At 51.3% G+C, this 16,066-nt stretch carries 15 protein-coding genes and 1 rRNA gene; all 16 read right to left on the bottom strand.

The window, feature by feature from the left end; translation table 11 throughout:
* Nucleotides 1–151 precede the first annotated feature (151 nt).
* On the bottom strand, nt 152–802 hold the full coding sequence (locus RQP52_RS32320) for a nucleotidyltransferase family protein (protein WP_315955756.1): 651 nt from the start codon (nt 800–802) through the stop codon (nt 152–154).
* A complete protein-coding gene (locus RQP52_RS32315) occupies nt 796–1,806 on the bottom strand; it encodes an XdhC family protein (RefSeq protein ID WP_315955645.1) in 1,011 nt (336 codons plus the stop codon). The genes RQP52_RS32320 and RQP52_RS32315 overlap by 7 nt, the downstream gene beginning before the upstream one ends.
* A gap of 47 nt (nt 1,807–1,853) precedes the next feature.
* Nucleotides 1,854–3,449, bottom strand: a complete 1,596-nt coding sequence (gene ggt / locus RQP52_RS32310; RefSeq protein ID WP_315955644.1) for a gamma-glutamyltransferase — start codon at nt 3,447–3,449, stop codon at nt 1,854–1,856.
* Complete coding sequence (locus RQP52_RS32305) at nt 3,443–4,687, bottom strand: pyridoxal-phosphate-dependent aminotransferase family protein (protein ID WP_315955643.1); 1,245 nt, start codon at nt 4,685–4,687, stop codon at nt 3,443–3,445. The genes ggt and RQP52_RS32305 overlap by 7 nt, the downstream gene beginning before the upstream one ends.
* On the bottom strand, nt 4,674–5,966 hold the full coding sequence (locus tag RQP52_RS32300; protein WP_315955642.1) for a M20 family metallo-hydrolase: 1,293 nt from the start codon (nt 5,964–5,966) through the stop codon (nt 4,674–4,676). The genes RQP52_RS32305 and RQP52_RS32300 overlap by 14 nt, the downstream gene beginning before the upstream one ends.
* Entirely contained in the window at nt 5,959–7,356 is a 1,398-nt protein-coding gene (locus RQP52_RS32295; protein ID WP_315955641.1) for an allantoinase, read from the bottom strand. Before RQP52_RS32295 ends, RQP52_RS32300 begins: the two co-directional genes overlap by 8 nt.
* Before the next feature lie 48 nt (nt 7,357–7,404).
* Nucleotides 7,405–7,761, bottom strand: coding sequence for a hydroxyisourate hydrolase (uraH, locus tag RQP52_RS32290; protein ID WP_315955640.1), 357 nt, complete (start codon nt 7,759–7,761; stop codon nt 7,405–7,407).
* Complete coding sequence (gene pucL / locus RQP52_RS32285) at nt 7,758–9,221, bottom strand: factor-independent urate hydroxylase (protein WP_315955639.1); 1,464 nt, start codon at nt 9,219–9,221, stop codon at nt 7,758–7,760. The genes uraH and pucL overlap by 4 nt, the downstream gene beginning before the upstream one ends.
* A gap of 176 nt (nt 9,222–9,397) precedes the next feature.
* Nucleotides 9,398–9,526, bottom strand: a complete 129-nt coding sequence (locus tag RQP52_RS32280; RefSeq protein WP_315955638.1) for a hypothetical protein — start codon at nt 9,524–9,526, stop codon at nt 9,398–9,400.
* 192 nt (nt 9,527–9,718) lie between these two features.
* The gene (locus RQP52_RS32275; protein ID WP_315955637.1) at nt 9,719–10,204 is read right to left on the bottom strand and encodes a nucleoside deaminase; all 486 of its coding nucleotides are present in this window, start codon (nt 10,202–10,204) and stop codon (nt 9,719–9,721) included.
* A gap of 20 nt (nt 10,205–10,224) precedes the next feature.
* On the bottom strand, nt 10,225–11,154 hold the full coding sequence (locus RQP52_RS32270; RefSeq protein WP_315955636.1) for an ABC transporter permease: 930 nt from the start codon (nt 11,152–11,154) through the stop codon (nt 10,225–10,227).
* Between the two features lie 46 nt (nt 11,155–11,200).
* Entirely contained in the window at nt 11,201–12,322 is a 1,122-nt protein-coding gene (locus tag RQP52_RS32265) for an ABC transporter permease (RefSeq protein ID WP_315955635.1), read from the bottom strand.
* Nucleotides 12,319–13,827 (bottom strand): ABC transporter ATP-binding protein, encoded by a 1,509-nt coding sequence (locus RQP52_RS32260; RefSeq protein ID WP_315955755.1) that lies wholly within the window; start codon nt 13,825–13,827, stop codon nt 12,319–12,321. The genes RQP52_RS32265 and RQP52_RS32260 overlap by 4 nt, the downstream gene beginning before the upstream one ends.
* A 309-nt stretch (nt 13,828–14,136) precedes the next feature.
* The gene (locus RQP52_RS32255) at nt 14,137–14,670 is read right to left on the bottom strand and encodes a chromate transporter (protein ID WP_315955634.1); all 534 of its coding nucleotides are present in this window, start codon (nt 14,668–14,670) and stop codon (nt 14,137–14,139) included.
* A complete protein-coding gene (locus RQP52_RS32250) occupies nt 14,667–15,251 on the bottom strand; it encodes a chromate transporter (protein WP_379174777.1) in 585 nt (194 codons plus the stop codon). Before RQP52_RS32250 ends, RQP52_RS32255 begins: the two co-directional genes overlap by 4 nt.
* 701 nt (nt 15,252–15,952) lie before the next feature.
* A 5S ribosomal RNA gene (gene rrf / locus RQP52_RS32245) occupies nt 15,953–16,066 on the bottom strand; the annotation flags it as partial.

Raw genomic sequence — 16,066 nt, 5'->3', positions numbered from 1 at the left:
GCCGTTTTCCACAAATTATCCGTAGTTAAATTAGATCAACTATAAACAATTTGCAAAAACAGAGTCAACTAACTTAACATCATTTTGTGTTTTTGTATAAAAAAATAGCGCATCATTAGTAATAATGCACTTTTCGCTTCAAATATGTTATTTAAATTGACATGAAGTGGTCGGCAAATAGCTTTTTCGCCTCTTCATATCGGTCTGCTGTGTCTATGTCCATGAATAGCAACTCGGTACCCTCAAGGATACGCCCCCGGTACAATGGCGAGCGAAACAAGGAACGTGCCCCGACATCCCCTTTGAGCGAAGCTGCGGCCTGCCACATGCTCGGTCCCATAATCAGCGGAGGCTTCGGTTGACCTTTATCTCCGCTGGCGATATAGTCCTCTCCTGTATGCTCATTGAAGGCATTCGTAAGGTTATACAACATCGCCATATCAATGAATGGCTGATCCGCCAGCAGAATCATGATTCCCTCTGCGCCCAGCTCCTTGGCTGCCTGAATGCCTGTGCGCAGTGAATGCGCCATGCCGATTGCTGCATCTGAACAGACCGCAATATGACAGCGTTCCAGCGGTATTTGCGCTAAAGCAGATGCTGGCAGCCAATCTAAAGTGTCGCCTGCACGCACGACAACAACCATACTGCTTAGCTCCGAGCTCAGCGCTTGCTGGAGAGCAACCCCGCCTAGCCGAACGCCTCTCGCCAGTTCTAAGGACATCTTCGATGTCCCCATTCGGCTGGAGCTGCCGGCTGCCAGATAGACGCCAACGATTTTTCGCTTCCCAGCGCTCACCATGGGCGGCACCCTTGGATATCTCCCGATATGACGGAGGAGCTCCATTCTTCCTTTGCGCGTACATTTCGCTTTTTGCTAATTAACTCCGCTACGATGCTAATAGCATTTTCGATGGGACCTTCTGAACCAATGTTTAAACCAACGGGATAATGCACCCATTCCGGTCGCTCCATACCGTCCAGCAGCCTCTCGGATCTTGAACGTGATCCCATAATGCCGAGGTAGCGCAATCGCAATTTCAGAACTGCCCGCACGAATTCAGCATCTTTATCGAACTGGTGACTCATAACAACGACATAGTCGTCAGCGGTCAATCTTAGCTTTTTAACCAGCTCTCCTGGAAAAGCAACAGCCGTCTCCGCACCGGGAAAACGTTCTTGCGTGCAGTAGGCGTCGCGCCAATCCGCGACCACTACGCGAAATCCGCTGCTTATGGCCAGCCCTGCGAGCGGAATAGCATCTTGATTAGCACCAAACACGATGACTCTGGGCTTAGGCTTGAACGTGTAGACATACGCATTGGATAACGATTGGCAATCAGAGGAAGAAGAAGATGGAGACGCATCCTTATCTATCCCACTCAACTTATACTGTATATCGGAATACCCCTCAGCAAACGAGCGTGTTAACCGCATCACTTCTCCGCGGTCCACAGCCGCTTTGGCCGCCAGGAGGTGAACCAGCAGTTCACCGGTGACCGGCTCAAGCAGAATGCGAATTAATCCGCCGCACCCGATCGTTTCACCCCAGCCGAAATCATCGGCAGGCCGCATGTCGTACTCCACCATTTGCGGCTTCTGTGATGCCTCGACGAGGGGGACATATCCGGATAGATCGGCTTCCAAACAGCCCGGAGAGATGCTCCCGTACAAGCTGCCATCCGAGAGCATCAGCATCATGGCTCCTTGCTTCCGGTAAGCATGCCCTTCTACATGAATGACCGTCGCCAACACAGCTGACTGCGCACAATCCTCTACCGCTTGTAAAATGTCGTAGGCTTCCATCCCTCAGATCACCTCGCTTCTTATGGCATCATCGTCTTATCATCGTTTTACCAGCCGATTGCAAGACCGTCACCTCTCGGATCCGCAGCTCCGCTCATAAAACCCCGCTCATCAATGACAATCCCTTGCGCTTGCCCCATGATCCCATCCCATGCTTTCATTGGTTCTACCCGATGTCCCCATTTTTTGAGACGGGCATAGACGTCATCATCCAGACGATGCTCAAGTTTCAACGCATCTCCGTCTTCCCCCCATGTACGTCCGTAGACCCAACGGGGAAGTGATATTGCTTCTTGAATGGACAATCCATAGTCCAGTACACCGGTAAGGATGGAAAGCTGCGTTTGCGGCTGACCTTCCCCGCCTTGGGTGCCATATAACATGTACGGCTTACCTTCCTTGCTGACAATAGCCGGCATTAACGTATGGAACGACCTTTTTTTCGGCTCCAACACGTTCGCGCAAGCAGGGTCCAGCGAGAAAAAGGAGCCCCGATTCTGCATAATCATCCCCGTATCCCCTGGCACATAGGCAGCGCCAAAGTCGAAATAGAGGCTTTGAATAAAGGAAACGGAATTGCCCGCTTCGTCAACGACAGCCGCATAAGCCGTATCTTGGCCGATCGCCGGAGATAAATGCTCACTTGCCTTAAACGGCTCATCCTGTATTGCCTGCCAGAGCTCCTTGGCATAATCCTTGGATAACAGACGCTCCAGCGGAATCTCCCGAAAGTTCGGATCAGTTAAATACAGATCACGGTCTTTAAACGCCTTTTTTATAATTTCCGACATGATATGATAAAAGTTGGCTGAAGCTCTGGGAACCGCGCTTACTTCTATATTTTCCAGCATATTCATCATCATTAGCGCTGTGAATCCTTGCGAGTTCGGCGGCATTTGATAAATTTCATAGCCACGGTATGTGGTAGAGAGCGTCCTCACCCATTCCCCGGCATAACTCGTGAAATCTTCTTCCTGCAGCAATCCGCCATCCCGCTGCATACTTTCCACAACTGCCTTCATGACAGCACCATTGTAAAAAGCATCCCGGCCATCCCGACCTATCTGGCGCAGCGTCTCGGCCATCTCTTTCTGAACCAGTCGATCCCCTTCCTTCAAAAGCTCGCCGCCAGCCATATATAGCGCGCTAAGCTGTTCAGAGGACCGAATGAACACTTCATCCTTCTGCATCCAGAAGCGCAAATTACGTGAAATCGGAAACCCCTTCTCCGCGTAAGCAATTGCGGGTTCCAGCAGCTTCTCCCAAGGCAGCTTGCCGTATTTCTCCCACACCTGCCACCACGCATCTACCATACCCGGCACCGTAATCGCGCTCAGAATCCCTCTCTGCGGAATCGTTTGCAAACCTTTAGCCTCGTAGAAATCAGGGCTCGCCAGCGCAGCAGACTTCCCGCTTCCGTTAAAACCTGTATAGGTGCCTGTCGCTGCATCGTACATCAGGAAGAAAGCATCGCCGCCAATGCCCGTCATGTGCGGATACACAACGCCGAGCGTCGCGCTAATCGCTATCGCACTGTCAAAAGCATTGCCTCCCTGCTGCAAAATCGCGCTGCCCACGCTGCTAGCCAAATAATGAGGCGTAGCAACCATGGCACGCTCCGCTCGCGGCATGATGTTTAACATGGCTGTTCCTCCTCCTTACGCGCATATTGAGTGAGGGCTGCTTGCAGCGCTGCACCAACATTCACATCGGCTCCGTGCCAGAGAAGAACAGCCTCCAGGGCGCCAAGAACGTGAAGTACGTTCTTTTGATTACAGCTAAAGCCCATCGTGCCGATTCGCCAAATTTGACCCTTCAGCGGCCCGAAAGAGCTGGCAATTTCGATTCCGAACGTATTCAGCAGCATTGAACGTACGGACTCCCCGTCAATCCCATCCGGAACGCGGATGCAGGTGACGACCGGCAGCTTGCAGGTCGGGTTCCCATACAGCGTAAGCCCCATGGCCTGCAGGCCTGCGACCAGCGCTGCTTCATGACGCTTATGACGAAGGAAGCGTTCCTCCAGCCCCTCCTGCAGGACTAGGCGCAGCCCTTCGCGCAAAGCATAAAGCATAGATGTCGCTTCCGTGTGATGATTGAGCCGCTTCGGGCTCCAGTAATCCTGCAGCATACCCAAGTCAAAATAGTTGCTCGCCACTGGCTTCAAACTGGAAACAACCGCCCCTTGATCACGCAGCCCCCGTTCAATCGTTTTACGCCGCAGCACCTTGGCTTCGACTCGATCATTATAGGTGATCGGCGACATTCCGGATGGAACGGACAAGCATTTCTGCGTCCCGCCGATGACAGCATCGAGCTGCCAAGCATCCGTTTGAACCGGGACACCGCCAATTGTGGCTACCGCATCCACGACTAGCAGCGCATCCACTTCCCGGCAAGCTGCGCCGATGCCATCAAGCGGTTGGATACAGCCCGTTGACGTTTCGCCATGAACCATCGCGACGATGTTCGGTTTTTCCCGGTGGATGGTGCCTATGATCTCCTGTGTGTCAAACACAGACCCCCACTCCCGCTCCAACATGAAGACCTCTGCACCGCAGCGTTCAGCGATTTCTACAAGCAAATGACCGAAACGTCCATAAATAGGAACAAGCACCTTGTCCCCTGGCTCAATAACACTTACAAGCACGGCCTCAATTCCGGAACGCGAAGTGCCATCTACCGGATAAGCCCATTGATTGCTCGTTTGAAATACATCGCGAAGCATTTCCATCGTCTCATTCATTAATTCTGTAAATTCAGGATCGAACTGCCCCAGAATCGGATAAGACATCGCACGCAGCACCCGTGGATCGACCTCTACAGGTCCGGGGGTCATAATGGTTCTCAGTGAGGGCGACAAGTCCTTATAGTATTTCATCTGCTTTCCCCCCATAGCCATATTGGTATAACACTTGAACCAGTGTATGGAATCCGGCGATCAGATCATCCGCTTCCGTAAATTCCTCCGGACTGTGACTTATGCCGTCAACACTCGGTACGAAAATCATTGCTGACGGACATATCGGTCCGAACAGCTGAGCATCATGTCCTGCGCCGCTTGGCAGCCGCATATGCAGAAATCCGCCGGCTTCACAAGCAGCCTCAATTTCGTTCGCCATGCTTTCCTGCATCGCGACCGGTGGAGCATGTAAATTTTCAACCGTTTCTATAGTAAGCCCTCTTCGCATCGCGATCTCTTCGAGCTTTGTTAGCAACCTTACACAAAATGTACGCATCTCCGGCTCGTCAGTATGCCGAATATCCAGTGTAAACTCCACTTCGCCCGGCACCACATTCGAGGTTCCCCGCTTCACTTCCAAACGTCCCACAGTAGCAACAAGCGGCTCTCCTGCCTCAAGGGCCATTTGCTCCGTTATCGCCACCATTTCTGCCGCTCCGGCGAGCGCATCCTTGCGCATCTTCATCGGCGTTGTTCCCGCATGATTGGAGCTGCCAGTTACCTGTACAGTTAGTCGGATTTGGCCAACGATGGCCGTTACAATGCCAATTTGTTTCTTTTTATAGGTTAAAATAGAACCTTGCTCAATATGAATTTCGATATAGCCGCCAATGAATTCGCGTTTTGCCGGATACTGCTGCCCAGCAGTTGTAGCATCAAATCCTGCTTCCCGCATCGCTTCAAGCAAAGTAACGCCGTCGCTATCTGCAATCTCGGCTGCAAGCTGTAAGGGTCTTACGCCGGTGACATGCCCTGAGCCCCAGTAGGCCAACGGGAATCGGCTGCCCTCTTCTTCACAGAACGAGACGGCTTCTAACGTTCGCTTCGGAGCACCGTAAGCTGCTTTCAGATAACCCAAAGCCATCATCGAGGCTACGACACCGTAGGCGCCATCGTACTTTCCGCCGGTTTTGACCGTATCGATATGTGAACCAGTCAGTAACGGCTTCGCATCCGGCTGACTGCCCGGCAATTTTCCAAATACATTGCCAACAGCATCAAATCCGGCTTCCAACCCCAGCTGCTGCATTTTGTTAACAATCGCTCGCTGTGCCATCAGCCATGGTTCCGTGTACAGCAGTCGAGTCACTCCTCCTTCGGCATTAGCCCCATACGAGGAAAGCTCCTCCAACTCCGCCAGCATCCGCTCTCCAAATTGGGACAGCAAATCAAGTGAATTCGGTACTCTTTTAGCCACCGACCTCACCTCCAACGATCACTGCAGGACGTAACCATGCGCCATCAGCCGTCTCCGTAACTCCTTCTCCAAGCTCATACACCTTACTTCCACGGCAAAAGGTCGCCTGCACACGGCATCCAAACGCCCGCCCCACATAAGGACTATGCTTGTGGCGGTAAAGCAAATCATTCGCCTGCAGGGTATACCCCCTGCTCAGATCAACCAATGCCAAGTCGGCATCCGCTCCGACCGCAATAACTCCCTTTCGAGGATACAGTCCAAAACGCTTGGCAGGCTCAAGCGAAAGCATCCTCGACAGCTCAAGCAGCGGCACATTTCTGCGAAGATGCCCCTCATCCAACATCAGCTCCATGGAGCTCTGCGCCCCGGAGATGCCGCCCCACGCTTCGAAGAAATCCCCCTGCTTCATGTATGTTGGGCACGGGGAATGGTCCGAAGCGAGGATGTCGAGCCGCCCGGCCATCAGCTCCGCCCACAGCCGGTCTCGATCTTCCGCCGTGCGCAGCGGTGGCGCGCACTTCGCAACCGGCCCCAGCTGCGCCAGATCGGCGCTGGTCAGTGCCAAATAATGCGGGCACGTTTCCACCGTGACGTCCAGCCCTTTGGCCTTCGCCTCCGTGATGGCCTGCACACCTTCCGCGCTGGAAATATGCACGAAGTGCAGCTGGCAGCCCGTCTGCTCTGCGTAGCACAGTGCTCGGTTCACCGCTTCCAACTCTGCAGCGATTGGCCTCGTCGCGACGTAGTCGAGCGCTCCTCGTCTGCCTTCCGCTTGAGCCTTGGAGGCTCGCTTGGATACGATCTCTTCGCTTTCAGCATGAAGAGCGAGCACTAACCCCAAGCGGGCGATCTCCTGCATGCCTCTATAGAGTGTTTTGTCGTCCACCTCAGCGAAAATATCTTCCCCTTCTCCGCCTGGACAAGACATGAAAGCCTTGAAGCCAATGACGCCGGCTTCCGCCAGTTCCTGCAGATTCCCGATATTGCCGGGAACCAATCCTCCCCACAGGGCATAATCGACCACGGAATGTCCTTCAGCCGCTGCCAGCTTTTGTTCCAGAGCGCTGAGCCTTACAGTTGGAGGTACGCCATTAAGCGGCATATCGATAAATGTCGTGCATCCTCCTGCTGCGAGAGACGACGAGCCTGTCGCGAATCCCTCCCAATGACCAAGCGCCGGTTCGTTGAAATGAACATGTGCATCGATCATGCCGGGCAGAATATGCAGGTGCTCCGCCTCATAAACAGGCGTCTGCTCCGAGCACATGAGATTTTCGCTTAGCGCAGCAATTTTGCCGCCTAGAATACCGATGTCTACTTGCCGCACGGCATCCATGAGCACAACGGTACCTTTGCGAATCACGAGGTCAAACTGTTGATCATCCATGCGAAATCCTCCCTCGGACGTAGATATAGCCACGCTTTTTACCAAACACTAGCTTCCTCTATATGTGTTATATCCCCACGGTGCAATCAAAAGCGGGACATGATAATGGCTATCTGCTGCGGCAACGCCGAAACGGATTGGCACTTGATCCAGAAAAGGAGGATCGGTTAGAAGGACTCCCGTCTCCCTGAAATAATCTCCGACATGGAAAACTAATTCATAGGTTCCAGGTACAAAATCTTCCCCACTCAACATCGGTCCCTGCAATCGGCCATCTGCATTCGTGATTTCCGCTCGAAGAAGCTCTGCCCTTCCCCCTTGAAGACGGTACAACTCTATCCGCACCGCTTGTGCAGGTCTGCCTTGGCTAATATCCAAAACGTGCGTTGTTAGTCCAGCGCTCATAGGCCCTCCAGATCACGCTTTGTCATCGAAAAGCCTTGAAAACCATACGGCGGTCTAGGCTCTGTGAACACCTTTCCTTCACCTGCCGTGGCGTGTTCCAGAATGGTTTCCCACGTACGGTTATTCGATTCGAACCGAATCTCTTTTAACTGCGGGAACCTTAGTAATGCGCGCTGTCCGATGCGGTAGATGAGATTTTGAATCGATGGCGAGTGCTGTTCATGAAAAACCGTATGTGCGATGTCCCGAATTTGCTCAGCAGCCACATAACGTCCCAGATCCGAATCCAGCGCATCCTCCACTTCCTCATAGCTCCAAGCAATATCCAGGAAAATAAATAGCGGGCGGTCATAGGATTCTGGTAGTGTTGTATACTCATCTCGTACAAAACCTGCGAATGAACTGCCCTTCACCTTGATCAGCTTCAGATCAGCCATACCGCCTTCGTGCTCCTGAATCGCAATTCCCTCTTCCGTCCTTGTGAGCTCTACTTTGGCTGTCGGATGCTCATTTTGTGAATACCGGTAGACCAGATTCCCATTCTCGAAGCCTTTGGCTCCCGGAACCGGCAGCGGATCAAAAGCAACCTGGTCGGCCGTCATTTTCACGCCGGTCATCTGCGGGTATGTTTCTAACAGCTTGCGGCTTGCGAAGGCGAGAAAACCTTCAGCCGTTGCACCTTCGTATTCTCCAGCTTTGCGCAAGATGAAATTTTTCATGGAATCCGTGGCTACGACCAAGGTGTTATCCCCCTCTGTAAAAGAAGTGAAAAACTTCTCCCCACTAACCGCCACCTTAATATTCATCCCAAAAAGCACATTGTCTCGTCCCACAAAACCCGATTCAGGGATTAATGTCAGATTGGTTAGCGGTTTTGCATAGGACCTGTACACCCATACGTCGCCTTTGCCGTAGTACATGATTCTCTCAGATCCGTTCTTCATCGCTTTCCCCTCCGCTTCGTCTACTAGCAATGCCTCTAGGCGAAACCGCCCGATTTTGCAAACCTCCTGTAAAGCCTTGCCCATCTCCTCCTGCACCTCTCGATGAATGCGATGGCTCAGCGCTTCGCGAATCGTTTCCTTGGTCTGACCCTTGACGGCCATGATGAACGGAAACTGAAAAGCCTCCGTGTACTGCTTGTTAAGCTGGAGAAACCGCTCATATTCTTCCGGTGATAACTGATTCAGGCCTGCTCCCGCCTGCTCATTTACGGAGTGGTCCGTCATACGAACTCGCGTTCCCAAATCGGGATGAGCTCGCAGCAGAGCCAACTGCTCTTCCCGACCCGCGCGCCATACTTCCCTTTCCAGACTGCTGATCAGATCCTGCCTTGTTGCAAAAGGCCGTGAACTCCACGCCCGCTCCGCCACCCAAGGGGAGTGTTCAAACAAAGGGCCGAAGTTCTCGACGAACCCTTCTTGTGTCAGTTCATTTACTTCCTGAAGCGTTAGCGCCACTCCCCATCACCTCGATAACGATGTAAATGTTAACCATTCTTGATCAAGATTTGTTTCATTGTAAATGCGCCATCCCCATGGGTCAATTTATATGAAAGAAGTTTGTAAAGTTTCATAACATCAGAAACTTTTTTTGTGAAATTACAAAAAAAGCCGCTAGGGACAAGGAGTTCTCCCTAGCGGCTTTCATGTTTGGGCTTCTGAATCGCGGTTGAAGCAGCGGTCTTAGAAGCCGTTATTCCGCTCAATTCAGCGATAATTGAGGTGCTAACGATTGAGATGACGTTATTTATGGATTTTGTCACTGTTTTAGGCAACTTCATAGCCAATAACGGCATGTGAGTCCGTTAGACACTAATCCTCCCCTAAAAGTAGCAAATAACGGCACCTGAGTCCGTTAGCCGAGAGCCGCTCTACCACCAGCCCCCCATGTAGCCACCGTTCCGTAACGGAACACGGAAGCCATTGTCGGTCGACCGCATTGTGGCTAACGATTTTCATCCCCAATAACCGGCATGCGCGGCAACAGCCTCCGCCTCAATCTCCGGAACCGGACCGATAACCTGTATCGGTTTGCTTCCTCGAGCAAAAACGACCCGACACGGCAAATCCAACGTCGGGTTCTGTTCATCCGCCCCAGTCAATTCAGCCAGACGCGTCTCCGAAATGCCATAAACAACGCGCCCCACGTTGCCCCAATAAATAGAACCCGCACACATGGCGCACGGCTCAGCAGATGAATACAGCGTGCATGCCCATAGCTCGGCTTTGCTGTATTTTTTTGAGGCCGCTTCCATCAGCGTGGTTTCAGCATGCCCCGTACAGTTGGATTCGGTTATTTCTATATTCCCTTGCTCCAAAAGAATTTCCCCTGTCGGCCCTACCAGCAGCGCACCGAATGGCGTATTGCCGGACTTTCTGGCTAGTACGGAGAGTTCAACACATCTTTTTAAATAGAATAAGTGATTCTCTGGTTCATTCATCGGCAACCCTCCATGTTCGTTTAAAATCTTTGCTCCCTAATATAGGGAACACCCAGCGCTTCCGGCGCGCCCGAAGGCTTATTGCGGTTACGCCAGCCTAAGTACATAAGAACGAGAATGGTTACGAGATAGGGAATCATTTTCAGAAAATAAGAAGGGATATGGCTTCCAATCAGCTGTACGCGGAAACCCAGAATATCCAAAACCCCAAAGAAATACGCGCACACCAAGGCACGAATCGGATTCCACCTGGCAAAAATAATTAATGCCACGGCAATCCAGCCACGCCCGGACGTCATGCCTTCATTCCATGTCGGCGTGTACACAAGCAGGAGATCTGCTCCTCCCAAGCCAATCAACATGGAACCGATGATAACGCAGCCATATCGAATGGCGATGACAGGTATCCCCATGACATCTGCCGTTGCAGGATTATCCCCGACAGCTCTCAGGTGCAGCCCCCACGAAGTCCGATGGATAAACAGATGCATCACAAGCACCAGCACAAAACTAAACCAAGTAAACAGGTCCATATGCGCAAAAATCTTCCCCAAAAAAGGCACATTCTCCAGCCATGCCAAATGAAGCTTTGGCACCGCTCCAGTCAACGGCTGCCCGCTCACGGGCTTACCCAGGTATGCGCTAAGACCGGTACCGAAGATCGTCATCGCCAATCCGCAAACCACTTGATTCGCATGCAGCGATACACTCAGCACCCCATGAAGCAGTCCCAGCAGTCCACTCACGATAAGAACGCAGAGAATAGCCAAAGCTAAACTCCCGGTATGTATGTACAAAAGACATGAAGTTACCGCCCCCATCAGCATAAGCCCTTCTGCCCCTAACTGGGTGATGCCGGATCTCTCGATTAGAATCCCGCCGAGCACGGCCAAAAGCAGCGGAGTCCCCGAAGAAATAGCCGAAACAATTAATTGCGTAAGGATCTCCATCACACTCAGCCCCTTCTCCTTAATGGCTACTGTTGTCTCAAGTTAATCAGCTGTTACGACGCATGCGAAACTTCCCCGCCATACCGCCTGCAATCAGGAAAAATAAGATAGCTCCTTGAATCATCGACGAAATCGACGACGGGAGACCAATCGTTTGTACACTATATCCACCAACAATTAATCCGCCAAAAAGCACCGACGAAACCACCAGACTAAGCGGATTCAACTTCGCCAGCCACGCCACAATAATCGCCGTATACCCATACCCCGGAGAAATTCCGTACATGAGGCGATGCGCCACACCCGATACTTCCCCCATGCCAGCAAGCCCAGCCAGGCCTCCGCTAATGACCATAACGACTAACACATGCCTGGAAATCCTTATCCCTGCATTCCGCGCCGCTTCTGCATTGGCTCCGATGAGTCGCAGTTCATATCCCCAACGTGTATATCGAATGACGAACGCATAAAGCAGCACACCAACGATGGCAAAAATGATGCCCAAATGGAGCCGCGAAGCGCCAAAAGTAGGCAGAGATTGCGCCGCAGTGAACATCGGCGAGCCTGGGAAGTTGAAACCCTTCGGATCTTTCCATGGGCCGAATACCGCATAATTCAAAGCGAGCAGCGCAACATAATTCAGCATCAGGGAAGTAATCAGTTCGTTAACTTGAAAATAGGTTCTCGGGATCGCCGTCAGCAGCCCCCAAAGTCCCCCCGCCGCGATGCTAGCCACCAGCATACAGGGAATTGAAAGGTACATAGGCAGATGTGGAAAATAGATCGTTACCGCTGTCGCCGCCATAGCACCGGCCAAAAATTGCCCTTCCGCACCGATATTCCATACGGAAATCCGGTACGCAATCGATACGCCCAAGCCGCACAGCAGCAGCGGGATCGCCTTCACCAACGTCTCCGTCAGGCCGAAGGAAGAGCCGAAAGCTCCTGTCAGCATTTTGGCATAGACGGTAATCGGGTTCATACCATTCAGTGAGATAAAAATACCGCAAGCTACCAGCGCCAAAATGATGGATACAATTGTCATCCACCAGGGGCTTTCACGACCCACCGGGTCAATCTCCAAACGATACGGCAGACGTATGCCTGACTCACGCTTGACGATTTTCGCTTCCACCGGAATCGTTCCGACCGTTTGTTGTTCACTCATCCTGCGTCCTCCTCCTCTGACCCAGCCATCAGCATACCGATATATTCGCGGTTCGCTTCCTCTCGGGCTATATTGCCCACGATGCGTCCGCCGTACATGACCATAATCCGGTCCGATAGCTGCAGCACCTCATCCAAGTCCTCGGATATGAGCAGGACCGAACGCCCCTTTTTCCGCAACCCCTCTAAAAGATCGTGTACGCCAGCTGTTGCACCTACATCGAGCCCTTGTGTTGGATGTACCGCTACCATCAGCTTCGGATCGAGGTCCACTTCCCTAGCGAAGAGAAGCTTTTGTTGATTGCCACCCGACAAGTGGTGCACTGGCGCATCGATTCCCGGCGTCTTCACATCAAAGAGCTCAACAAGCTTCTGCGACCAATTCCTATTCTTCTCTGTGCGTAGCAGGCCGAAGCGCGAGCGTTCGGGAGAGCGGTAAGTTTTGAAAAGCAGATTATCGACCGCTCCCAAACTGCCAGCGAGACCGCTCTTCATTCGGCTCTCTGGCACATGGGCTATGCCTTGCTCGATAGCTCCCCGTATGGAACCATTGCGCAGCGAACGGCCATCGAATTGGATGTCACCGTCTTTCCATGAGCGAAGACCCGATAACACTTCCGCGAGCTCTTTTTGCCCATTTCCTGACACGCCGGCAACCCCGACAATTTCCCCTGCCTTCACATCAAAATGAAGCCCATCCAGCACCTTACGTCCCTGATCTGCATAAACATTCAAACCGCTGACCACCAGCATAGGACTGTCCAATGGCTTCTCCCTCACTACCGTTCGGGCAGTTACACTCTCTTGGCCGACCATCAGCTGTGCCAAATCACGTTCACTCGTCTTCGATTTCGCCATCGTTGCGATCATCTTTCCTTTGCGCATCACGGAAATATGATCGGAAACGAACATCACTTCTTTCAGCTTATGTGTTGTCATAATGACAGTCTTGCCTTCCTGCTTCATGCGGTTCAGCGTTTCGAACAACTGCTCCACTTCACCTGGCGTCAAGACCGACGTCGGCTCATCCAAAATAATAAAGTCGGCTCCGCGATAGAGCGTCTTCACAATCTCTACCCGCTGCTGTTCGCCGACGGATAGCTGCCAGATCGGCCTGTCGACTGGGAACGGCAGCCCAAAATGCTTGGAAATCGCCTCAATCTCCTCCGACTTCCGCGTTAACCAACGTTGGCCTCTCCAGAATGAGGACGTTTCTCCGAGCACAATATTCTCCGCGGCCGTTAGAGTCTGCACGAGCCTGAAGTTTTGAAACACCATGCCGATGCCAAGCCGCATAGCATCCTTAGGTGATCGAATGCGCACTTTCTCGCCATGCAAGCGGATCTCGCCATGTGTGGGGCGGTATACCCCGGAAAGCATGCACATCATCGTGCTTTTGCCGGCGCCATTTTCCCCGAGCAGCGCATGGATTTCTCCTGCTTTGGCCCGAAAATTCACCTCGTCATTTGCGATAACCGAGCCAAATTGCTTCACAATCCGGATCATCTCAACGGAGTACTGCTCCTCTTTCTTCAATCGCGCCCCTCCTCTTATAACCGCATATGCTCAAAACAGCATCTCCCCATGAAGGATCTGCTGCTGCTCCATACTTCTATCCATTTTTTCCACTATACTGTTCAGGTGAAATATACGTCAATTAACATCACATCTTATTAGCGCTGTACACGAAAAATACCTCATACTTTGTGCTAAGCGCCAAAAGTAGCGTCAACTAACATAACGCGAATATAAAAAAGGAGCAGTCACAAAGCGTCTCAACAGACGTTTTGTGACTGCTCCTTAGCTAATCGCTCTCTAGGAAAGAAAGATGCCGCCGTATACAAAGCCGGCCACAATGACAAAAGCAGGATGAATCTTTCTCTTTTGAATGAGATAGAATGCCACTGCCGCGATGCCAATAAATTGAAGATATCCGATTGTCTTTGTAGATTCCACCATGCTGCTCCATGTAACCAGCACCATCATGATTGCAATTACGGGCTGCACAAGCAGCGTCATTCCTTTTATCACAGGAGATTGCTTATATTTCTGCAGGATATTCAATAAAATGATGAGTGCGATAATCGACGGAACCACCGTTGCCGCTACAGCCACCAAAACCCCGACCCATCCGCCGAGTTGAAACCCGACATAAGCGGCAATTTTCGTCGCGATCGGCCCCGGCAGGGCATTCCCTAGCGCCAGCATGTTAGAGAACTCGCTGCTGGTCATCCAGTCATGGTTCGTGACAATCTCCTGATACATCAATGGTATCGAAGAAGGTCCTCCTCCGTATCCAAACACGTTTGCCAGAAAAAAACTAACCAATAAATGCCACCATTCCATCATGCGTCCTCACCAGTCCCCAGCCGTCTCTTCTTCCACTTATCCTTGAGTTTATGATGGAAGGCACCATATAGGAGGAAGAGAAAAATGACAATCGCCGGATGCACAGAAAACGTCTGAAGCAGCAAGAAAGAGATCACGAAAAAAGTAATGCCTGCCACCCAGCCCAATCCCTTGATGGCTTTCTCCCCAAACTCATACGCCATGACACCCAGCATCACCGCCACAATCGGCACAACAGCTGCTATCATCCCTTTGATCACATGCGACGTACTAAAAAATTGAATAAATGAATATAACCCCATCATCGCCACACAGGTAGGCACAATGTGCGCAAGCACCCCAACGGCTGCTCCAGCTGTTCCTTTAAGTCGGTAGCCCAGATACCCGGCTAACTTCGTTGCAATGGGTCCCGGCAGCGTATTCGCTATGGCCAGTACCTCCATGAACTCCTCATCTTTCATCCATTGAAAACGCGTCACTGCCTCATACCGGACTAACGGGACTATAGACGGTCCACCGCCATATCCCAGAATTCCCGTACGCAGCATCGCCATTCCAATCTGAACATATGCATTTCCCACACGCATCACTCCTATCTCTTGTTGGCAACTTCAGCATCTATATGTACATACATCTGCAAGCAGGCATCAAAGTAAACTTTGCCTTATTGTAATCTAAGTTTATATGATTTATCTGATTCTATCCGCACTTTTGTAAAAATGACAAACAATGTTTGGTTTCTTTGGGCTCTCAGCTTACCAGCAAGCACTCCTGCATCGCCTATGTTGTACTTTGTGCATTTAAATCACGCAAAATAGCGAGAGATTGCCTCTTCGTTGTACATAGTGCAACTTTCATTTGAGTGGCGAGCCTTTTTTCCGCATATTCTGGTGAAATGTTTGTATTTTATGCAACGAGAGGCTATTTCGTATCAGAAATGTCCCTTTTATGTTGTATTTAATACAACATAACGAGGCAATGATGCTCTTTATGTCTCTCGTTCATCCAACTTTACTGCAGAAAGTGCAGGTAATTGCCCTCCTCATCATCCACATAGCTAGCTTAAATGTAAAAGGTGCAGCTGATTCAGGAGAAACCGGTTATTCCGGGTCATTCTCTTAAATTTGCTGTAGGAAATGCAGCTATTCGTTCAAAATGCGGGGAGCCGTGTTAATTTTACTGTAGTTTTTACAGTTGAGCTATGTATGGGCTCCCGGTAAAGACAGTAAAGAATAAAGAAAAAAACCTTACGAGGATTTCTCCTTGTAAGGTTTTTCATTGTGCTTGGCAACGTTCTACTCTCCCAGAACCCTGCGGTTCAAGTACCATCGACGCTGGAGGGCTTAACGGTCGTGTTCGAGATGGGAACGCGTGGGTCCCCTCCGCCATCATCACC

It is taken from the genome of Paenibacillus violae, from assembly GCF_032461945.1.
Lineage (GTDB): Bacteria > Bacillota > Bacilli > Paenibacillales > NBRC-103111 > Paenibacillus_E > Paenibacillus_E violae.
Note: the sequence above shows the minus strand (reverse complement) of the source record. Positions and strands in the feature narration are given on the sequence as shown.